This window comes from Streptomyces sp. NPDC041205, assembly GCF_055591765.1.
In genome coordinates this window covers 250551-272721 of the sequence record NZ_JBVIZH010000010.1, presented here as the reverse complement: position 1 = coordinate 272721, position 22171 = coordinate 250551, and the positions used below count along the sequence as shown (strand labels likewise).

Annotated in this window: 8 protein-coding genes and 1 pseudogene; 2 read left to right on the top strand and 7 right to left on the bottom strand. The window is 73.1% G+C overall.

All coding sequences use genetic code 11. From position 1 onward, the window contains the following. Positions 1-248: hypothetical protein (locus ACZ6BG_RS33565; RefSeq protein WP_469008496.1), on the bottom strand; the 248-nt coding region annotated here is incomplete at its 3' end. Positions 249-637: 389 nt separating this feature from the next. On the opposite strand from ACZ6BG_RS33565, the gene ACZ6BG_RS33560 reads away from it, so the two are divergent. Further along, positions 638-838 carry a hypothetical protein gene (locus ACZ6BG_RS33560; protein WP_289943839.1) on the top strand — a complete coding sequence of 67 codons (201 nt, stop codon included), beginning with the start codon at positions 638-640 and terminating at the stop codon, positions 836-838. 210 nt (positions 839-1048) lie between these two features. Here the strand turns inward: ACZ6BG_RS33560 and ACZ6BG_RS33555 are convergent, their stop codons facing one another. The 5 genes from ACZ6BG_RS33555 to ACZ6BG_RS33535 all read right to left on the bottom strand — a co-directional run bounded on the left by ACZ6BG_RS33555 (position 1049) and on the right by ACZ6BG_RS33535 (position 6972). Next, entirely contained in the window at positions 1049-1798 is a 750-nt protein-coding gene (locus tag ACZ6BG_RS33555) for a thioesterase II family protein (RefSeq protein WP_469008493.1), read from the bottom strand. A 196-nt stretch (positions 1799-1994) separates the two neighbouring features. After that, positions 1995-3113, bottom strand: coding sequence for an agmatinase family protein (locus ACZ6BG_RS33550; protein WP_469008491.1), 1119 nt, complete (start codon positions 3111-3113; stop codon positions 1995-1997). Positions 3114-3236: 123 nt separating this feature from the next. Then, a complete protein-coding gene (locus ACZ6BG_RS33545) occupies positions 3237-4508 on the bottom strand; it encodes a cytochrome P450 (protein ID WP_469008489.1) in 1272 nt (423 codons plus the stop codon). Beyond that, on the bottom strand, positions 4508-5461 hold the full coding sequence (locus tag ACZ6BG_RS33540) for an ACP S-malonyltransferase (protein WP_469008487.1): 954 nt from the start codon (positions 5459-5461) through the stop codon (positions 4508-4510). Before ACZ6BG_RS33540 ends, ACZ6BG_RS33545 begins: the two co-directional genes overlap by 1 nt. Positions 5462-5535: 74 nt before the next feature. Beyond that, positions 5536-6972: a class I adenylate-forming enzyme family protein gene (locus tag ACZ6BG_RS33535; protein ID WP_469008485.1), complete on the bottom strand. Its 1437-nt coding sequence runs from the start codon at positions 6970-6972 to the stop codon at positions 5536-5538. A gap of 446 nt (positions 6973-7418) precedes the next feature. On the opposite strand from ACZ6BG_RS33535, the gene ACZ6BG_RS33530 reads away from it, so the two are divergent. Beyond that, complete coding sequence (locus tag ACZ6BG_RS33530) at positions 7419-8861, top strand: ArnT family glycosyltransferase (protein ID WP_469008482.1); 1443 nt, start codon at positions 7419-7421, stop codon at positions 8859-8861. Between the two features lie 260 nt (positions 8862-9121). On the opposite strand, the pseudogene ACZ6BG_RS33525 reads toward ACZ6BG_RS33530, so the two are convergent. Beyond that, positions 9122-22045 (bottom strand): annotated as a pseudogene (locus ACZ6BG_RS33525) (SDR family NAD(P)-dependent oxidoreductase); the annotation flags it as partial. Between the last annotated feature and the right edge of the window lie 126 nt (positions 22046-22171).

Genomic DNA, 22171 nt, shown 5'->3' with positions numbered 1-22171 from the left:
CCCAACACAAACAACGGCCACACCCGCCGCACCACCAACACCACCACCACAACCACCTGCAACCCCAACCCCGCCCACGGCCCAAACCGCGGATGGCCTTCGTGATGGGTTTCGTTCCAGACGGCCACGACGACGTTGAGGACGATCAGGGCTGTCAGCAGGGTGATGTCGGTCGCCGTCGGGCGGAAAAAGGATGGCTTGCCGGACTCGTCGTCGGACTTTTCTCCGGACGTCCTGGCTGGCTGCACGACAAGCCCACCCCCGTACATGTCGGCTTCGCGCTCTGTGGGTCGTCCAGAGCTTAATGCGTGCGGCGGCTGGGCCCTACCCGCAGCCCTGACCTGGGGCTTTAACGCCCCCTTAGCGGCTTTCGCGACCCCTGGCCAACGCATCGTCGGCGAGAGTCGTGCACCTCCCGGCCTCGGCACACCAGGTCCACGAGAGGGGGAACGCCGGAGTCGGTCACTACTTTCGTCGGTAGAGGTACCAACGTTTCCCTCTGCCTCACCACCGGCGTCAACCGGTTGAATAAGTCTTGTTGGCAGCCCGGCAGGAGCAACACAGAAGCACCACCGGCCGGGGCGCGGCGCGAGAAGCAACAAGACTGCTCACCCGAACAGATCATTTGAGGAGCGACATGCTGTGGGTCGGCATCGTCCTGGCGGTTCAGGGATTCGGTTCATTCCTGACCGAGCGTATTTGGGACACAAAATTCGGTGTCACGGCACTCCTGGGTGACGACAGCCCCTCGTGGGTGAGCCTGGCGATCGGCGTGGTCGGTCTGGTCATCCTTGCGTTCTGCGCGAGTTCACGTACCCGTAAGTCCGTACACAACTGAAATCCCCCTCCCCCGGGTGTTTTTCACTCCCCTGCTGCCGCAGGGGGACAAGCTCCCGGTGGCCGGTTCTCCCCCGTAACCGGCCACCGGGTTTCTTCATGCCCGAAAACGGCCGGGTCGACGGACGCCCTGGCCCGGAAACGACCCGGAATCGACGTGGCGGGTCGGTCGGCGCGGTGACACACGCCGACCGACCCGCCACGTGCTGTTCTACGACGTGAAGTGCGCCTTGAGGACGGCGATGACGTCCTGGGCGTGGTCGGTCAGGTAGAAGTGACCGCCGGGGAACACCTTCATGTCGAAGGTGCCCAGGGTGTGCGGCTCCCAGGCCCGGGCCTCGTCGAGGGTCGTGCGCGGGTCGTCGTCGCCGACCAGGACGGTGATGGGGCTGCCGATCTGCGCGCCGGGCTCGGCGCGGTAGGTCTCGATGGCGGTGTAGTCGCTGCGGATGGCGGGCAGCACCATGCGCAGCACCTCGTCGTCGCCGAGGACCCGCGGGTCGGTGCCGCTGAGCTTGCGCATCTCGGCGATGACGCCGTCGTCGTCGCGCTGGTGGACGTTCTCCGGGCGGTGGCTGGAGGGGGCGCGGCGGCCGGAGGCGAAGACGTGCACGGGGGCGCGGCCGTCCCGCTCCAGGCGGCGGGCCACCTCGAAGGCGAGCACGGCCCCCATGCTGTGGCCGAAGAAGGTCAGCGGCAGCGAGTCGTCGTACGCGCGCAGGGCATCGGCGGCGCGGTCGGCCAGCTCGGCGATGGACTCGATGCCCTTCTCCGTGTGCCGGTCCTGGCGGCCCGGGTACTGCACGGCGACGACGTCGGCGACCGGGCTCAGGGCGGCCGACACGGGGAAGTAGAAGCTGGCCGAGCCGCCCGCGTGCGGGAAGCAGACCAGTCGGGCGGTGGCGTCGGGGGCCGGGTGATAGCTGCGGACCCACAGGTCGGCGGAGGCGGCGGTCGTCATGACGGGGTTCCATCCATGGTCTTCGACGGGCTTGCGGGGTGTTCTACGGGCCTGCTGAGGCTTGCTGAGGAACTACGGCTCGCCTCCGCGCGAGGGCCCGCTGAGAAGGGCTTGAGAAGGGCTGGTGAACGGGCCGAAGGCGGGCCGTGGCCCGCCTTCGACGCGTGCGCGGTACGCGCCCGGGATCCCGCCGCGCTCAGCGCAGCGGGAAGCGGACCTCACCGGCCACGATCGGGTTCGCGTAGTTCTTGCTGGAGATCTTGATGCGGTTCAGGGCGAGGCCGGTCAGCGCCTCGAAGACGGCCCTGCGGGCGTTCATGGCGGTGGAGTAGCCCGCGTCCAGGTGCGGGGCGACCTCGACCACGTCCATGCCGATCAGGTCGGTCTCGTGGGCGATCCGGCGCAGGGCCATGAACAGTTCGCGGGTGTTGAGCCCGGCGGGCTCGGGGGTGCCGGTGCCGGGGGCGTACGCGGGGTCGAGGACGTCGATGTCCAGGGACAGATAGACGTGGTCGGCGACCGCCTTGGCCTCCTCGATGACCTTGTCGATGACCGCGGCGAAGCCGATGCGCTCGATCTCCGCCATGAAGTGCGAGCGCATGCCGGCCCGGCGCATCCAGTTGAACAGCTGGTCGTCGGGTCCGGAGATGGTGCGGATGCCGACCTGGATGATGTTCGGGCCGGGCACCATCTCCTCGTCGATGAGGCGGCGGATCGGCGTGGTGTGGGTGGCGCGGTGCCCGAACAGCTCCTCGTGGCAGTCGGGGTGCGCGTCGAAGTGGATGACGGCGATGGAGCCGCGCCCGTGCACCTCCGAGAGCGCGCCGACGCTCGGCCACAGCAGCGAGTGGTCGCCGCCGAGGACGACGGGCCGCGCCCCGACCTCGGCGATCTCGCGGACCAGGCCGCGGATGGGCTCCATGGACCGGGTGATGTCGAAGGGGTCGACGGCCGCGTCGCCGTAGTCGACGACCTTCAGGACGTTGAACGGGTTGACGCGGGTCGCGGAGTGCACGAACCCCTCGGGCGTGGCGTACAGGTAGCGTTCGTCGGCGCGGATGGCGCGGGGGCCGTAGGCGGCGCCGCGGTGTCCGCTGGAGACGTCCACGGGGCAGCCCACCACGGCCACGTCCACGCCGCCCGCGCGCAGGTCCTCCTGGTTGAGGGCCAGGGGGACGCCCATGAAGGTGGGCACGCCCGAGTAGGACGGCTGGACGTAGTAGCGGCGCAGGTCGATGGGGCCGGGGTCGCGGCGCGGGAAGGTGGAGCGATCGACCTCCCGCCGCCAGGCCTCGGACTCGGGTGTCTCGCTCATCTCTCTCCTCGGATACGCGGGTTCGTCCCCGGCGCGGCGACGCCCGTGGGCGCGGCCCCGCCGGTACTGCGGGTGGTCCTCTGGCACCCGGGGGTGCTCAAGCGGGGTGGCCGGTGCCCGGTCTCACCCGGGGGTGCCGCTGACGGGCAGCCGGGTGCAGCCGCTGATCACGGGCGAGCTGCGGCGCACCACGGGCCCGGCGACGCGCAGGTCCGGCAGCCGTTCGGCGAGGACGCGCAGCGCGGTCTCGCCTTCCATGCGGGCCAGCGGGGCGCCGATGCAGTAGTGGATGCCGCCGGAGAACGACAGGTGCTCGGCCGGGTTCTCGCGGGTGAGGTCGAAGCGGTCCGGCTCGTCGTACACCTCGGGGTCGCGGTTGGCGGCGCCGATGAGGACGACCACGGAACTGTTGGCCCGGATGTGGTGCCCGGCGAGCGCGATGTCGCCGTGCGGGACGCGCTGGGCCTGGAGGGCGGGCGAGTCGTAGCGCAGGGTCTCCTCGACGGCGCGCGGCGCCAGGTCGGGGTCCTCGCGCAGCAGGTCCCACTGGGCGCGGTCGCCGGTCATCGCGAGGACGGCGTTGCCGATGAGGTTGGTGGTGGTCTCGAAGCCGGTGACGGCGAGGACGGTACAGAAGGCGAGGAGTTCCTCGGTGCTGAGCTTGCCCTCCTCGTTGGCCACGGTGAGGCGGCTGATGAGGTCGTCGCCGGGGTCCTTGGCGCGCAGCTCGATCAGCTCGGTGAAGACCTGGTCGAGGTCGTCGACGGCGCCGCGGAAGTCCCGTGCCATCTTCAGGGACTTGACGCCGTCGATGACGGGCCCGACCTTGCGTCCGGCGCGGATGAACCGGTCGTGGTACTCCTCGGGGACGCCCAGAAGCTCCCCGATCACCAACAGCGGCAGGGGCCCGGCGAAGTCCTCGATGAGGTCGAAGCCGTCGCGGGTGGACAGGTCGTCGAGCAGACCGTTGCAGAGCTTCTCCACCTGGACCCGGTACTTGCTGATCATCCGGGGGCCGAAGGCGGGCTGCGCGAGACGGCGCAGGCGGGTGTGGTCGGGCGGGTCGAGGCCGAGGATGGAGCTGTTCCAGGGGATCTCGGCCATCATCTCGTGGCCCGGCACGCCGCCCTGTTCGCGGTTGAGGAACAGGGTGCGGTCCCGCAGGATCCGGCTGCCCAGTTCATGGCTGCCGGTGACCCAGGTGCCCAGGTGGCTGCGGTGCACGGGGCCCCGCTGACGTACCTTCGCATACAGCGGGTACGGGTCCTCCTGGCCCTGGAGGAGGCGGGTGAACGGGTCGCCGAACACGCCGAAGGCGCGCAGGATCGCGCGGGTCGCGCCGAGCTTGGCGCTGAACTTGAACCCGGCCGACTTGCTGTCCATGAGCGTGGCCATCACTGCTCCTTGCGAGAGGCGGTCCTGGCGGGCCGGAGGGCCTGCTCCGGTCCCAGTGCCACCACGTCGAAGGCGCGGGTGGTGACGTCGAGGCGGTGGATGAGCCGGTCCGGGCCGGTGACGTGGACCGTGCGCACGTCCATGCCGCGCAGGGTGTCCACGACCGGGTGCCAGCGGACCGGGTGGTCGAAGGTGTCGAGGAGCAGGGTGCGCAGCTGGTCGGCGCGGGTGATCAGGGAGCCGTCGTGGTCGGCGACCAGGGGCAGTTCGGGGTCGGCGACGTCGAACTTGGCGAGGACCTCCTCCTCGACGCGGGCCCGCAGGCCGGTGAGGACGCGGCAGTGCGCGGGCGGCTTCATGGAGTACAGCGAGTAGCCGCCGACGGCGCTGATGCGGCGCTGGAAGGACTCGAGGACCTGCTCGCGCATCGTGACCATGTGCATGCCCTCGTCGAGGTGGCCGGAGACCTCGTGGAACTCACCGCGCTCGGCCAGCTCGCCGAGGACCTCCGCCAGCGCCGCCGCGGGCACCCGGGTGATGGTGAGCGTCACCAGGTCCTGGTGCTCCTCCTCGAAGAACCGCTGTTCGCACAGGGCGAGTTCATGGGTGAGGCGGACGGCCTCGGCGAACGGCAGGGCGCCGCTGAACGCGGTCGCGGCCTTCTGGCCGAAGCTGAAGCCGACGCAGACGTCGGGGGCGAGTCCCCGGGTCTCGACGGCCCGGTCGGCCAGGGCCACCGAGTTGATGAAGAAGGCGACCTGGGCGAACGCCCCGAAGTCCGTTCCCGCGGTGCGGAATTCGTCCAGGACCGAGCGGCCGAGGGCGTCATCCGCGGCCGCGAGGCGCCCCCGCACGAAGGGGTCGATCATCATGAACTTGCCCACGTCGGTGAAGCGCGAGGGCCCCATGCCCGGAAACACCACGGCGCTGCGTGCCTGGTCGGTCGTCATCATGTCCGCTCTGTCTGGTCTGCCTGGTCAAGCTGGTCTGGCTGGTGTGGCTGGTCGGTCCGCCGCCCCCGCGGGGCTCAGGCCGAGGTGGCGAGTTCCGCCGTGCTCCGCTCGGCCGCCCGCTGCTCCAGGGCGCGCCGGTCGGGCTTGCCGTTGCGGTTGAGGGGGAAGCTGTCGATGACGACGACCCGGTTGGGGTGTTCGTACGAGGGCAGGGCGTCCTTGATGCGGGTGCGCCACTCGGTGACGTCCCGGCCGCTCGCGTCCTCGACGAAGAAGACGAGTTCGCTGCCGCGCGCGTCGTCCGGCAGCGCGATCACCTTGACGGCGCAGCCCGCAGCGGCGGCCTTCCGCTCGATGATCTCCGGGTAGAGGGTGTAGCCCATGCGGTGCACGGCGAGCTTGCGGCCCGCGACGAAGAGGTTGCCGTCGGCGTCGAGGTGACCGAGGTCGCCGGTGCGGTACCAGCCCTGGTCGACCGGGTCGACGGTGCCGTCCTCGGCGAGGTAGCCGGCCATCATGTCGGGGGTGTTGACGACGAGTTCGCCCATCTCCCCGGCGGGCAGGGCGTTGCCGTCGTCGTCCTGCACGCTCAGGCGCAGGCCGTTCATGACGCGGCCGCAGGCGACGGGGTTGTCGATGGTGGCGAAGGCGATGTTGCCCAGTTCGGTGCTGCCGTAGCTGTCGAGCAGCGGCTGCCCGAAGGAGTCGACGTAGGCGTCGGACAGGGCCGGGTCGAGGGGGGCCGCGCCGCTGCAGAACATGCGGACGCCGCCCAGGGCGGCGCGCACGTCGCTCTGGCGCCGGGCGAGGTTGAGCATGCTGCGGTACGTGGCCGGGGTGGCGTCGATGACGGTGACGCCGCACTGCCCGGCCATCAGCAGGGACCGGTCGAGGCGCCGGTGGGGCGCGACGACGAGGGAGCACTTGGCGAGCCAGGCGATGAGGACCATCGACAGGCCGTACTGGTGGGCGAAGGGCAGCAGCGGGAGCAGGACGTCGCCGGGGCCGTGGCCCATGTGGTCGGCGTTGCGCCGCAGGTTCTCCAGGAAGCGGCCGCCGTTCTTCACCACGCCCTTGGGGGTGCCGGTGGAGCCGGAGGACCACATGATCAGGCCGTCGGGCAGGGCGCACCAGGCGTCGAAGTCGAGGGCCGGCTCGGTCGGGACCAGGCCGGACGCCTCGACGAGCAGCTTGTACAGGTAGACGGCGTCGCGCGTCTCGGCCGGCACGGGGGCGTCGTCGTCGTACAGACAGAGCCGGGCGCGGGTGCGCTCGACGATGCGGCCGGTCTCGCGCGCGTGCTCCTGCTGGTCGACGAGGACGATGGAGGCGCCGACGTGCATCAGCGCGAAGAAGGCGTTCAGCCAGGCCGCAGAGTTGCCGGCCTTGAGCAGGACCCGGTCTCCCGGTCGGACGCCCTCCGCGCGCAGGACCATCGCGACCCGCAAGGTCTCCTGCTCGAATTCGGCGAAGGTCCGCGCCGAATCCCCGGTGAATATGTGAGGTGTCATCAAAGCCGCCCCCTTTCCCAAACTTGAGAATCATCGGGCTCGATAGGCACGATAAGGTCGAGCATTTCTCCCGCCCCGATCGGCTCCGCGCGCAGCCGAGCCTTCCGGGGACCTACGGTAGAAGCTATTCAGCGTGCCTGAGCAGCAGAACCCCTATCTTCCCCCTAGTCCCCCCTGAGCAGCCAACTTGCCGGTTGCAGGGGCAAGCTGACGGGCCATGTCAAGCGCTACCTTCGACGGTGATTACGCCATGTACCGCATAAGCCGCGGAGGTCCCGGTGGGAGTTCGGACAGAGACCGGTCACGTACCGGAACAGGAACACGAACAGGATATTAAAGACCAGCAGACGCCATCGGTACCCGAGGCGGAAAAAACCGCACGGCGGGAACAGGAGGAAGGTGCGGCGCCGGATGTCGCCACACCGCCGCCGTTCGCCGGGCGCTGGGTGGGCGCGGTCGCGGGCGCGGCCGGAGTCGCGCTGCTCCTGGTCAGCACGCGGTACGGCTTCCAGGGCGACGAGCTGTACTTCCTCGGCGCCGGACAGCACCTGGACTGGGGGTACGCGGACCAGCCGGTGCTGCTTCCGCTGCTCGCCCACGGCATCGACGCGGTGACCGGCGGCTCGCTGTTCGCGCTGCGGCTGCTTCCGGTGCTGCTCACGGTGGCGGGCGCGCTCGTCGCCGCCCTCATCGCCCGCGAGTTCGGCGGCGAGCGCCGGGCGCAGGTCCTCACGGCCGCCGCGTACGGCTTCGCGCCCGCCATTCTGATCAGCGGGCACGCGCTGTCGACGATGGCGCTCGACCTGTTCCTGTGGACGGTCGTCAACTGGCTCCTGATCCGCTGGGTGCGCACCCGCGAGGACCGGCTGCTGCTGTTCGCGGGCCTGGCGACGGCCCTGGCTCTGCAGGGCAAGTATCTGATCGTCGGCTTCTGGGCCGTCCTCGCCGTGTGCCTCTTCGTGGCCGGCCCGCGCGAGCTGCTGCGCCGCAAGGCGCTGTGGCTGGGCGCCGCCGTCGCGGCCGTCACGTCGCTGCCGGGTCTGATCTGGCAGGCGCAGAACGACTGGCCGCAGATGGAGATGTCCCAGGTCCTCGCCGACGAGGGGATACTCGGCGGCCGCGCGGGCTTCCTGCCGTATCTGATCGTGCTGTCCGGCGGTGTGTTCACCGTCGTCCTGGTCTACGGCCTTGTCCGCCTCCTGCGGTCGCCGCAGCTCGCCCCCTACCGCTTCCTGGCCTGGACGTTCCTCGGTCTGACGGCCGTGTTCCTGATCACCGGCGGCCGTCCCGCGTACGTGGTGGGCGCCTTCGCGCCGCTGTGGGCCGCGGGCGCGGTGGAGCTGGCGCGCGGGGGCGGAGCCCGCTGGTGGCGGTGGCTGGCGACGTGGCCGGTGGTGGCCCTGACGGCGCTGGTGTGCGTGGCGCTCTCGCTGCCGGTGTATCCGGTGTCGCAGGTGACGAAGACCGAGCAGCCGAAGAACAACCCGATGACCGCCGAGACCCTGCGCTGGCCGCACCTCATCGACGCGGTCGACAAGGCCAACAAGGCGCTGCCCGCCGCCGAGCGGAAGCGCGCCGTGGTGGTCACGCAGTACTACCAGGAGGCGGGCGCCGTCGACCACTTCGGCCCCGACCGCGATCTGCCGCCCGCCTACAGCGGCCACCGCGGCTACTGGTACTTCGGCGCGCCGGCCGACTCCTCGGGCCCGGTCCTGTACGTGGGCTCCGACGTCGCGAAGCTCAAGCCGTACTTCACGAAGGTCCGCAAGGCCGCGACGGCCGAGGGCGGCCCCGGCGAGAGCTTCGTCGACGGCGTCCCGGTGTGGATCCTCGAAGGCCGCACCAAGCCCTGGTCCAAGATCTGGCCGGACTACGGCCACTTGTCCTGAGGTCTCGCTGTCTGAAGGCCCGTCCCCGCGGAGGAACGCGGGGGCGGGCCTTCGTCGTGCGTGCGGCGCGTGTGCGGGGGCGGCCGGTGCGTGTGCGTGTGCGGGGGGTGCTGGTACGTGTGCGTGTGCGGGGGGGGGGTGCTGGTACGGCGACGGGCCTGCCCCGGTTTACGGCGGCGGCCCGCCCCCGTCGGTATACGGCGACGGCCCCGCCCCCCCCCGGGTGTGCGGGGGGGGGGCGGGGCCGTCGTGCCGCTCGGTCAGAGGCGGTCCAGCCACTCCTCGACGGCGCGGGCCGTGGTGTGCGAGTGCTCCTCCATCACCGTGAAGTGCGTGCCGGGCACGTCCACCGCTGTGTGCTCCAGCTTCCAGGACGGCCGCCAGTCGTACTCCTGCGTCCACTCCATGAGGGGCTCGCTCGCCCGGACCAGGAGCGTCGGCGCCTTGATGGCGTCGGGCAGCAGGCCGAGGAACATGTAGCGGGCCATGGCGGTGACCCAGGCGTCGCCCCAGTCGTCGCCGTCGGCGTCCGCGGCCGCCGTGCCCTCGGCGTCCGGCGCCGAGTCGTAGCGGTCGCTGAGCTGCTTGCCCATCGCGGCGGCCATGTCGCCGAGCGCCTTCTCCTCGACGTACGTGTCCACGAGGACGACGCCCGCGGGTCCGGCGCCGCGCTCCTCCAACTCCCGTGCCACGGCGTGCGCGACGAGCCCTCCGGAGGAGTGTCCGGCGAGGACGTACGGCTTGCCTCCGGTGTGCCGCAGCACGGTGTCGGCGTGCAGCCGCACCAGCGCCTCCTTGTCGGCGGGCAGCAACTCGCCCTCCAGGAAGCCGGGGTGGGTGATGACGCTGACGTCGCGCCGGTCGCGGAAGTACGCGCCGAAGCGGGCGTAGTCGTACGCGCTGGAGCGGCCGACGTACGACGTGAACAGGACCACGCCGACCGGTTCCTCGCCGCGCGCCAGCGTGAACGGGGCGCGCGGCGCGTCGAGTTCGGCCTCGCCCGTGAACGAGGCACGGAACTGGGCCATGGTCCGCAGCAGCGGGATCAGGTCGTCGGCCCGGCCCTGCCGCGCGGCCTCGTCGTACAGCTCGGCGAGACCGGTCGCGGGCCGGGGCGCCGCGACCGGGAGCGGGGCCGAGGTGGCCCGCTGCGCGGCGGTGGTGGCCGTCGGCGCCGTGGCCGTCCGGGTGGGCTGCGCCTGCCCCGCGGTCCGTTCGCGCGGGGGCGCCGTGTCCTGGCCCGCGGGCGCGGCCTGGTCCAGGTCGGCGGCGAGGCGGTCTGCGAGCGCCCTCGGCGTGCGGTTCTGGAAGACCAGGGTCGCCGGGAGCCGCAGGCCGGTCGCGGCCATGAGGCGGTTGCGCAGTTCGACGCCGGTGAGGGAGTCGAAGCCCAGCTCCAGGAAGCCGCGTTCGTCCTCGACCCGGTCGGCGGACGCGTGCCCGAGCACGGCCGCGGCCTGGTCCCGCACCAGGGCGATGAGCAGCTTCGCCCGCTCGTCGGCGGACGCCGCGGCCAGGCGGCGCGCGAAGGCCTCCGCCTCGGATGCCGCGGCCCCGGCGGCGGCCCGGCGGGCCTGGGCCCGCACCAGGCGCCGCAGCAGCGGCGGCACGGCCTCCCCCTGGCGCGCGCCCGCCCGCAGGGCCGCCGTGTCGAGGCGTACGGGAAGAAGCAGCGGTGCGCCCGACGAGCGGGCCGCATCGAAGAGTTCGACGCCCTCCCGCGACGACAGCGGCAGGACACCGCCGCGCGAGATGCGGGTGCGGCGCGCCTCGTCGAGGTGGCCTGTCATCTCGCTGCTCTCGGCCCACAGACCCCAGGCGAGCGCCGTGGCGGGTACGCCCCGGGCCCGCAGATGGTGCGCGAAGGCGTCGAGGAAGGCGTTGGCCGCCGCGTAGTTGCCCTGGCCGGGGCTGCCGAAGGTGGCGGCCGCCGAGGAGAACAGGACGAACTCCGCCAGGTCCTGACCCGCCGTCAGCTCCGCGAGGTTGAGGGCGGCGTCCAGCTTGGGCCGCAGGACCGTGTCCAGGCGCTCGGGCGTCAGGGACCCCACGAGGGCGTCGTCGAGGACTCCGGCCGTGTGCACGACCGCGGTCAGCGGGTGCGCCGCGGGGACCTCGGCGAGCACGGCGGCCAGCGCCTCCCGGTCGGCGACGTCACAGGCGACCACGCGGGCCTCGGCGCCGAGTCCTTCGAGTTCGGCGACCAACTCGGCGGCGCCCGGCGCGTCGGGGCCCCGGCGCCCGGTCAGGAGCAGGTGCCGGGCTCCGTGCTCGGTCACCAGGTGCCGGGCGACGAGGGCGCCCAGGGTGCCGGTGGCGCCGGTGATCAGGACCGTGCCGTGGGGATCGGGGGTGCGGGGCGTCGTGGCTGCGGCGCCGGTGGCGTCGGCCTTGGCAGCTTCAGCCTCGGCGGCGTCGGCCTCGGCGGCCGGAGCGGGCGCCGGGACCTTCGCCGGAACCGTGGCGGGCACGAGCCGGGGTGCGAGCAGCACCCCTTCGCGTACCGCCAACTGCGGCTCGTCCAGAGCGAGTCCGGCGATGAGCAGGGCGGCGGCGGAGGGCCGGTCGGCCGGGTAGGCGTGGCCCTCGGCGCCCGAGTCGCCCTCGGCGCCCGCGCTGCCCGCGCTACCAGCACCGCCGATGCCGTGCACCGCCTCCAGGTCGAACAACACGCACCCCGCCCCGTCCAGGCCACCGGCCTGCTCGGACTGGGCCGAGCGTGCCAGGCCCCACAGCGGGGCGTGCGCGAGGTCCGGCACGTCGCCGCCGTCGGTGGCGACCGCGCCCCGCGTCACCAGGACGAGCCGGGTGCCGGACAGGCGCGCGTCGGTCTGCCAGGTCTGGAGCAGGGCGAGGGCCCGGCCCAGGGCGGCGCGGGCACGCCCGGCGGTGCCTTCGGCGTCCAGGGAATCGGCCGTCCCGCCCGGCCCCTCGGCGTCCGTCCCACCGTTGTCCGACCCGTCCGTGAAGGACACGAGCAGCGTGCCCGGCGCGTCGGCGCCCTCGTCGAGGGCCGCGTACAGCGCGTCGATGTCCTCGTACGCCGCCACATGCGCGCCGGACGAGGCGAGTTCGGCACCGGCCCGCAGCGGGTCGGGGCCGACCGTCGCCCAGGTCGTGCCGGTCGCGTCGGCCGTGCCCGTGGGCAGCGGTGTCCACTCGACGTGGAAGAGGGCGTCACGGTGGCCGCCGCCGGAGGCCGCGCGCAGTTGCCCGGGGGCGACGGGGCGCAGTTCGAGGGAGTCGGCACGGGCGACCGGCGCGCCGGTGTCGTCGGCGAACAGCAGGGCCACTCCCCCGGTGCTGTCGGGGCTTATCCGGACCCGCAGGACGGTGGCGCCCTGTGCGGCCAGGGTGACGCCGCTCCAGGCGAACGGCAGCCGCACCCCGTCGGTCTCCGCGAAGGGCGCGAGGGCGACGGCGTGCAGGGCGGCGTCGAGGAGCGCCGGGTGCACGCCGAACGCGCGGGCGTCCCGGTGCGCGTCCTCGGGCAGGTGGACCTCGGCGTAGACGGCGTCGCCCACCGGGTCCCGCCAGGCGGCGCGCAGTCCCTGGAACGCAGGGCCGTAGGCGAGCCCGCCCTCGGCGAGGCGGTCGTAGAACCCGTCGACGGCGACCGCTTCGGCGCCCTCGGGCGGCCACACGGCGAGCGCCCCGTCCTCCTGCGCGGACGCGGGCGCGGCCGGTGCCTCGCCGAGGGTGCCGGTGGCGTGCCGCGTCCACAGGGCGTCGGTGGCGCCCTGGGGCCGCGAGGACACGGTGAGCGGGCGGCGGCCCGCGGTGTCGGGGGCGCCGACCCACACCTGGAGGGTGACGGTGTCGTCCTCGGCGACGACGAGCGGCGCCTGGAGGGTCAGCTCCTCGACGAGGCCGCAGCCGACCTCGTCCCCGGCGCGCAGCGCCATCTCGACGTACGCGGTGCCGGGCAGCAGCACGGTGTCGCCCACCGCGTGGTCCGCGAGCCAGGGGTGGGTGCGGCGGGTGAGCCGTCCGGTGAGCAGGTGCTGGTCGGCGTCGGCGAGTTCCACGCTGGCGCCGAGCAGCGGGTGTCCGGCGGACTCGATGCCGACGGCGGTGACGTCGCCGGTGCCCGCGGCGGCGGGCGCGGGCCAGAAGCGCTGCCGCTGGAAGGCGTACGTGGGGAGGTCGACGACGGTGCGCTCGCCGGGCAGGAGGGCCCGCCAGTCGAGTGCGGCGCCGTGGACGTGTGCCGCGGCGAGGGCGGCGTACAACTGCTCGGGGCCGCCTTCGTCGCGGCGCAGCGAACCGAGCGCGATCGCGCCGGTGTGCGGCGTGGCGTCGATGGTCTCCTGCACCGGGACGGTGAGGACCGGGTGCGGGCTCATCTCCAGGAACAGGCCGTGGCCCTCGGCGAGCAGGCCGCGGGTGGCCTGCTCGAAGAGGACGGTGTGGCGCAGGTTGCGGTACCAGTAGCCCGCGTCCATGGGCGTTCCGGCGTCCAGCCAGGTGCCCGTGAGGGTCGAGTACAGCGGGGTACGGGCGGTGCCCGGCGCGATCTCGGCGAGGGCCTCGGCGATGCGGGCCTCGATCTGTTCCACGTACGAGGAGTGGGAGGCGTAGTCGACGGGGATGGCGCGGGCGCGCAGTTCCCGCGCGGCGCACTCGGCAATCAGTTCCTGGAGGGCTTCGGGGTCGCCGGAGACGACCACTTGGGAGGGCCCGTTGACGGCGGCGATCTCGATGCGGCCGTCCCAGGCCTCCAGGAGCGCCGCGGTCTCGTGCTGCGGCAGGACGAGGGAGACCATGCCGCCCTTGCCGGACAGCTCGCGGATGGCCTGGCTGCGCAGGGCCACCACGCGGGCGGCGTCGCGGAGGCTCAGGACGCCCGCGACGCAGGCGGCGGCGATCTCGCCCTGGCTGTGGCCGACGACGGCGGCGGGTTCGACGCCGGCCGCCTGCCAGGTGGCGGCCAGGGACACCATCACGGCGAACAGGACCGGCTGGACGACGTCCACCTGGTCGAAGTTGTCCCCGCTCAGTTCGTCGAAGAGGTTCCACTCGACGAACTCGGAGAGCGCGTCACCGCACTCCCGCATCCGCTCCGCGAACACCGGTGAGGTGTCGAGGAGTTCACGGGCCATCCCGGCCCACTGGGAGCCCTGGCCGGGGAAGACGAACACCGGGCGGACCGTGCCGCTCTGCGCGCGGCCCGAGGCCACGTTCCGCGCGGTCGTGTCGCCCTGCGCCAGCGCCTCAAGTCCGGCGAGCAGTTCCTCCCGGTCCCGCCCGAGGACGACGCCCCGGTGCTCGAACCGCGACCGCGCCACCGCCAACGACCAGGCCACGTCGCCGAGTTCGAGGTCGGCGTGGGCCAGGAGGTGGTCCCGCAGCCGGGCGGCCTGGCCCGGGAGCGACTCCGGGGTCTTGGCGGAGAGGGCGAGGGGGATGACGGTGGGCTCGGAGACGGCCGGGGCGACGGTGGCTCCGGCGGTCGCCGCGGACCCGGCGGCGGAGGCTTCCGCAGCCTCCTCGGGAGCCTGCTCAAGGATCACGTGCGCGTTCGTACCACTGATGCCGAACGACGACACGCCCGCGCGACGCGGCGCCCCGTCCTCCCGCGCGGGCCAGTCGCGGGCCTCGGTCAGCAGCTCGACGCCCGCGCCGGACCAGTCGACCTCGGGGGTCGGCGCGTCCACGTACAGCGTCTTCGGCAGGGTGCCGTGGCGCATCGCCATGACCGTCTTGATGACGCCGCCGACTCCGGCGGCGGCCTGGGTGTGGGCGATGTTCGACTTCAGCGAGCCGAGCCACAGGGGCCGGTCCTCGGGGTGGTCCTTGCCGTAGGTGGCGATGAGGGCCTGGGCCTCGATGGGGTCGCCGAGCGTGGTGCCGGTGCCGTGGGCCTCGACGGCGTCGACGTCGGCGGGCGTGAGGCGGGCGTTGGCGAGGGCGGCGCGGATGACGCGCTGCTGGGACGGGCCGTTCGGGGCGGTCAGGCCGTTGCTGGCACCGTCCTGGTTGATCGCGGAGCCACGGACGACCGCGAGGACCTTGTGCCCGTTGCGGCGCGCGTCGGACAGGCGCTCCAGGACCAGCATGCCCACGCCCTCGCCCCAGCCGGTGCCGTCCGCACCGGCGGCGAAGGACTTGCAGCGGCCGTCGGGGGCCAGGCCGCGCTGGCGGCTGAACTCCGCGAACGAGGTGGGCGTCGGCATGACCGCCGCGCCGCCCGCGAGCGCCATGCCGCACTCGCCCTGCCGCAGCGCCTGCACGGCGAGGTGCAGGGCGACGAGGGACGACGAGCAGGCGGTGTCCACGGTGACGGCCGGGCCCTCGAAGCCGAAGGAGTACGAGAGGCGGCCGGAGGCGACGCTCGCCGCGTCGCCGGTCATGACGTAGCCCTCGACGCCCTCGGCGCCGTTCAGGGTGGTCGAGTAGCCCTGTGTCGACAGGCCGACGAAGACGCCGGTGTCACTGGCGCGCACGGACGCCGGGACGATGCCCGCGCGCTCGACGGCCTCCCATGAGGTCTCCAGGAGGAGCCGCTGCTGCGGGTCCATGGCCAAGGCCTCGCGGTGGTTGATGCCGAAGAAGTCCGGGTCGAACTCGTCGGCGTCGTGCAGGAAGGCGCCGGTCGTGACGTACGTCAGGCCGTCGTCGCCGTCCGTGCCCGCGCCGTCGAGGCCCGCGGGGGCGGCGACGTCCCAGCCCCGGTTCACGGGGAATCCGGACAGGCCGTCCGCACCGGCAGCCACTATGCGCCACAGGTCCTCGGGGGACCGTACGCCGCCGGGGTAGCGGCAGCTCATCGCGACGATGGCGATGGGCTCGTCGGCCGCGTCCTGCGGGGCGTCCATTCGGCCCGCGGGGGCGGCGCTCGGGGCGGCCGACTCGGGGAGCGAGCCGAGCAGTTCCGTGCGCAGGTGGGCGGCGAGGGCGACGGGTGTGGGGTAGTCGAAGACGAGGCTGGCGGGCAGCCGCAGGGCGGTGGCGGCGCCGAGCCGGTTGCGGAGTTCGACGGAGGTCAGCGAGTCGAAGCCCAGCTCCTTGAACGCCTTGGCCGCGTCGACGGATTCGGGCGACGGGTAGCCGAGGACGGCGGCCACGTTGGCACGTACGACGTCGACGAGGAACTGTTCGCGGTCCTCCGGGGCGAGCCCGGCGAGACGCTCGGCCAGGGGCTCCTGGCCGTCGGTCGCCGAGCCGCCCGCTTGCGCCGTGACGGCCTTGCGGACCTGGGCGCGGATGAGGGCGCGGAACAGCGGGGGCACGTCCGCGCCGAACTGGCGGCGCAGCGTGTCGAAGTGCAGCTTCATGGGGACGAGGGCGCCGTCGGGCTGCGCGAGCGAGGCATCGAGGAGCGCGAGGCCTTCCTCGACCGACAGCGCGGCGACACCGGCCCGGTTCATCCGGTCGATGTCCTCATCCGCCAACGCACCAGCCATACCACCCTGGTCCGCCCACAAACCCCACGCAAGCGACGTCGCAGGCAGCCCCTGAGCACGGCGGTACTGAGCCAACGCATCCAAGAAGGCATTCGCAGCCGCGTAATTGGCCTGCCCCGCACTGCCCAGCACACCCGCAGCCGACGAGAACAACACAAACGCCGACAGATCAAGCCCCGCCGTCACCTCATGCAGATTCACCGCCGCGTCCACCTTCGGACGCAGCACCGTGTCCAACCGCTCCGGCGTCAGCGACGTCAACACACCGTCGTCCACGACACCCGCCACATGCACAACCGCGCCCAGGTCATCACGTACAGAGTCGATCAGTCCGGCCAGCGCCGCACGGTCAGCGACATCGCATGCCGCGATGGCGACCGAAGCCCCCAACCCCTCCAGCTCCGCGCGCACTTCACCCGCACCCGGGGCGTCCTCACCCCGACGCGACACCAACAGCAAGTCCCGCACACCATGCCGCTCCACCAAATGCCGGGCCACAACCCGCCCCAGACCACCCAGCGCACCAGTCACAAGCACCGTGCCCCGCCCGTCGAAGACAGGCGGGAGGGTCAGGACGACCTTGCCGACGTGCCGGGCCTGGCTCAGATAGCGGAACGCCTCCGGCGCCCGCCGCACATCCCACGCCTTGACCGGCAACGGCGACAACACACCCTGCTCGAACAGGGCGAGGACCTCCGCCAGCATCTCCTTGATGCGGTCGTGGCCGGCGTCGATCAGGTCGAAGCTCTGGTACGTGACGCCGGAGTGGTCCTCGGCGATGGTGTGCGGGTCGCGGAGGTCGGTCTTGCCCATCTCCACGAACCGCCCGCCACGCGGCAGCAACCGCAGCGACGCGTCCACGAACTCCCGCGCGAGGGAGTTCAAGACCACGTCCACGCCCCGGCCGTCGGTCTCCGCGAGCACCGACGTCTCGAAGTCGAGCGTCCGGGAGGAGGCGATACGGGAGTCGGCGAGGCCGAGGCCCCGCAGGACGTCCCACTTGCCGGTGCTGGCCGTCGCGTGCACGTCGGCGCCGAAGTGCCGGGCGAGCTGCACCGCGGCCATGCCGACACCACCGGCGGCGGCGTGCACGAGGACGGACTCTCCGGCTTCGATTCCGGCGAGGTCCCGCAGGGCGTAGTACGCCGTGAGGAACACCGTCGGCACCGACGCGGCCTGCGCGAAGGACCAGCCCTGAGGCATGCGTGCCAGCATCCGCGCGTCGGCGACCGCCAGCGGCCCGAAGCCGCCCTCCAGCAGGCCGAGGACGCGGTCGCCGACGGTCAGGTCCGTCACGCCGGGGCCGACCTCGACGACGACGCCCGCGCCCTCGGTGCCCATCACCGCGTCGCCGGGGTACATGCCGAGCGCGATCAGCGGGTCACGGAAGTTGACCCCCGCCGCCCGGACCGCGACCCGTACCTCTCCGGCGTCCAGGGCCCGGCCGCCGGACACCTCGGCGTCGTCGGCCACGGGCAGCAGCGCCAGGTTCTCCAGGGTGCCCCGGCCGGTGACGCCCAACTGCCAGGACTCACCGGCGGGCACCTCCAGGACACCGCCGACGGCCCGCGCGAGCCGCGGCACCCACACCACGTCCCCGCGCACCGCCACCTGCGGCTCGTCGAGACCGAGCACACCCGGCACCAGCGCGAGCGCCTGCTCACCACCGTCGACGTCCACCAGGACGAGACGCCCCGGGTTCTCCGACTGCGCCGACCGCATCAGACCCCACACCGGGGCGTCCACGAGGCCCGCCTCCGCCACGACGTCACCGGCGCCCACGCCCACGGCGCCGGAGGTCACCACGACGAGACGGGACTCGTCGCCGCGCTCGAAGGCCAGCCACTCCCCCACGGCGCGCAAGGCGTCGTTGAGGGAGGCGCGCACGTTCCCGGCGACGCCCGGTGCGCGGTCGGCGGCCGTGACGCAGGGGACGAAGACGGACTCCGGGACAGCGGCACCGCTGTCGACCGCCGCCGCGAGGGCGGCCACGTCCGGGTACGCCGCGACCGTCGCTCCGGCGCGCTCCAGGGCCGCGCGCAGCCCCGACTCGTCCGCGCCAAGGACCGCGTAGGACCCGCCCGGCGCGGGAGCCGACGCGGACGCCACGCTCCAGTCGACGCGGTACAGCGAGTCGTGGCGACCGCCCTGTTCGGCGCCCGCGTCCGGCACCGCGAGGGGCCGCAGGACGAGGGAGTCGACGGCGGCCACGGGCTCGCCGGAGGCGTCGGCGACGACGAGGGCCACGCCGTCGGTCCCGGCGGCGGTGAGGCGCACCCGCAGCGCGGACGCGCCCGTGGCGTGCAGCGTCACACCGGTCCAGGAGAAGGGCATGCGGCCCTGCTCGGTGTCGGACACGAAGGTGCCGAGGCCCAGCGGGTGCAGGGCGGCGTCGAGGAGCGCGGGGTGCAGGCCGTACGCGGCGGCGTCGTCCTGGTCGTCCTCCGGCAGCGCGACCTCGGCGAAGAGTTCGTCGCCGCGCCGCCACACCGACCGCAGGCCCTGGAACGCCGAGCCGTAGCTGAATCCGGCGGCGGCGAGGCTGTCGTACAGCGCGTCGGTGTCGGCCTGTTCGGCGTCGGCCGGGGGCCACTGGCTGAGGTCGGCTTCGGCGGGGGCGGCGGCCGGGGCGGGGGCGAGCGTGCCGGTGGCGTGGCGCTGCCAGGGCTCGTCGGACCACAGCTCGTCGGAGGTCGTCTGCTGGGGGCGCGAGTAGAGGTTCACCGGGCGGCGCCCGAAGGTGTCGGCGGCGCCCACGGCGAGCTGCACCTGCACTGCGCCACGCTGGGGCAGGACCAGGGGCGCCTGCAGGGTCAGCTCCTCCAGGTGCGCGCAGCCCACGCGGTGCCCGGCGTGCAGGGCGAGCTCGACGAAGGCCGTGGCGGGCAGCAGGACCGTGCCGCCGAGGGCGTGGCCCGCGAGCCACGGGTGGGTCGTCAGGGAGAGTCTGCCCGTGAAGAGGTAGCCGTCCATGTCGGCGAGCGCGACAGCGGCGCCGAACAGCGGGTGCTCCGCCGGGCTCAGCCCGGTCGCGTGCACGTCTCCGGTGCCGCCGACGCCGGGACGCGGCCAGTAGCGCTCGTGCTGGAAGGCGTACGTGGGCAGGTCGACGCGGTCGCGCGACTCGACAGGCGCGTACAGGGGCGTCCAGTCGACGTCGGCTCCGCGCACGTGTGCCTTGGCGAGGGCCGTCAGGAACGTGTCCGGCTCGGGGCGGTCCTTGCGCAGGGCGCCGATCAGGCCGACCTGGGCGTCCGTCTCGGCGAGGGTGTCGTGCGCCATGGCCGTCAGGACGGAGTCCGGGCCCAGCTCGAGGAGGGTCGCCACGCCGAAGCCGGTGAGCGCGCCCACTCCGTCGTGGAAGCGGACGGCCTCGCGGATGTGGCGGACCCAGTAGCCGGGGTCCTTCAGCTCGCTCGCGGTGGCGAGGCGCCCGGTGACGTTCGAGACGACCGGGAGGGTGGTGTCCTGGTACGTCAGGCTCCCGGCGACCTCGCGGAAGTCCTCCAGGACGGGGTCCATGAGGGGTGAGTGGAAGGCGTGGGAGACCTTGAGCCAGCGGACCTTGCGGCCTTCGCCGCGAAGCTTCTCCTCCAGGCCCTCCAGGGCCGTGCGGTCACCGGAGAGCACGATCTGGGCGGGGCCGTTCACGGCCGCCACGCCCACGCTCTCCGAGAGGCCGTCCAGGAGCGGCAGCACGTCGGCCTCGGCGGCCTGCACCGCGAGCATCGCGCCGCCCTCGGGCAGCGCCTGCATCAACCGGCCGCGCGCGGCGACCAGTTGAACCGCATCTTCGAGGGACCACAACCCCGCCACATACGCAGCGGCCAACTCACCGATGGAGTGCCCGCCCACGATCTCCGGCCGTACCCCGAAGGACTCGGCCAGGCGGAACAGCGCCACCTCCACGGCGAACAGCGCGGGCTGGGCGTACCCCGTCTGTGCGAGCAGCTCGGCGTCCGTGCCGAACATGACGTCCTTCAGGGGACGTTCCAGCAGCCCGTCCAGGTGACCGCACACCTCGTCCAGCGCATCGGCGAAGACGGGGAACGTGTCGTACAGCTCCCGTCCCATGCCGACCCGCTGGCTGCCCTGCCCCGTGAACACGACGCCGAGGCGGCCCTCGGCCACCGAGCCCGACACCACTCCCGGTCCTTCGCCGCCGGAGGCGACCGTCTCCAGGCCGGACAGGAACGCGTCCCGGTCCTGACCGAAGAGCACGGCGCGGTGTTCGAGGGAGGAGCGGCCGGACAGGAGGGACCAGCCCACGTCGACGGGCCGGAGGTCCTCGTCGGCGGTGACGTGGTCACGTATCCGTTCGGCCTGGGCGCGCAGCGCCTGGGCGCTGCGGCCCGACACCAGCCACGGTGCGGCGGCCTTGGGTGTCGCGGCCGCCGTCGGGGGCGTCCCTGCGGGTGCGGGTTCGTCCGTGGGGGCCTGCTCCACGATGACGTGGGCGTTCGTGCCGCTCACGCCGAAGGACGAGACGCCCGCGCGGCGGGGGCGTCCGGCGTCGGGCCAGTCGCGGGCCCGGTCGAGGAGTTCGACGGCGCCCGCCGTCCAGTCGACGTGGGTGCTGGGGCGGTCCGTGTGGAGGTTCTCGGGCAGGATGCCGTGGCGCATCGCCATGACCATCTTGATGACTCCGGCGACGCCCGAAGCGGCCTGGGTGTGGCCGATGTTGGACTTCACGGAGCCGAGGAGCAGCGGCCGGTCGGCGGGGCGGTCCTGGCCGTAGGTGGCGAGGAGGGCCTGGGCCTCGATGGGGTCGCCGAGGACCGTGCCGGTGCCGTGGCCCTCGACGGCGTCGATGTCGTCGGTGGCGAGGCGGGCGGCCGCGAGGGCCTGGCGGATGACGCGCTGCTGGGAGGGGCCGTTGGGGGCGGTCAGGCCGTTGCTCGCGCCGTCCTGGTTCACGGCGGAACCACGGACGACCGCGAGGACCTGGTGGCCGTTGCGGCGGGCGTCGGAGAGGCGTTCCAGGGCGAGGACGCCGACGCCCTCGCCCCAGCCGGTACCGTCGGCCGCCTCGGCGAAGGGCTTGCAGCGGCCGTCGGAGGCGAGGCCGCCCTGGCGGCTGAACTCCGCGAACGCGCCGGAGGTGACCATGACGGCGACACCGGCGGCGACGGCGAGGTCGCACTCGCCCTGGCGCAGGGCCTGCGCGGCCAGGTGCAGCGCGACGAGGGAGGACGAGCAGGCCGTGTCGACGGTGACGGCCGGGCCTTCGAGGCCGAAGACGTACGACACGCGGCCGGAGATGACGCTGGAGACGTCACCGGTGAGCAGGTAGCCGTCGACGTTGTCGGGCGACGCCATCAGGGCGGGGCCGTAGCCCTGCGCGGTGGCGCCGACGAAGACGCCGGTGCGGCTGCCGCGCAGGGAGGTCGGCGGGATGGCGGCCCGCTCGAAGGTCTCCCACACGGCCTCCAGGAGGAGGCGCTGCTGGGGGTCCATGGCCATGGCCTCGCGGGGCGAGATCCCGAAGAAGGCGGCGTCGAAGTCACCGGCGTCGTAGACGAAGCCACCGCCGCGCCCGGGCCGCTCCGGGTCGCCGTCGCCGTCCTCCGTGCGGCCGCCGAGGGCCTCGACGTCCCAGCCCCGGTCGGTGGGGAAGGCGGAGAGCGCGTCGCGGCCCTCGGCCACGAGCCGCCACAGGTCCTCCGGGCTGCTGACGTCGCCCGGGTAGCGGCAGCTCATTCCGACGATGGCGATGGGCTCGGGCTCCTCCGCCTCGGCGTCGCGCAGCCGCTGGCGCGTCTCGTGGAGGTCGGCGGTCACCCGCTTGAGGTAGTCGAGGAGCTTTTGCTGGTCCGCCATCGGAAACTCACCTGTTCGCGTAGTCACAGAAAAACCGCACCGGTCGGGCCGACCGGGCCGTGCACCGGCCCGGTCGGACTGATT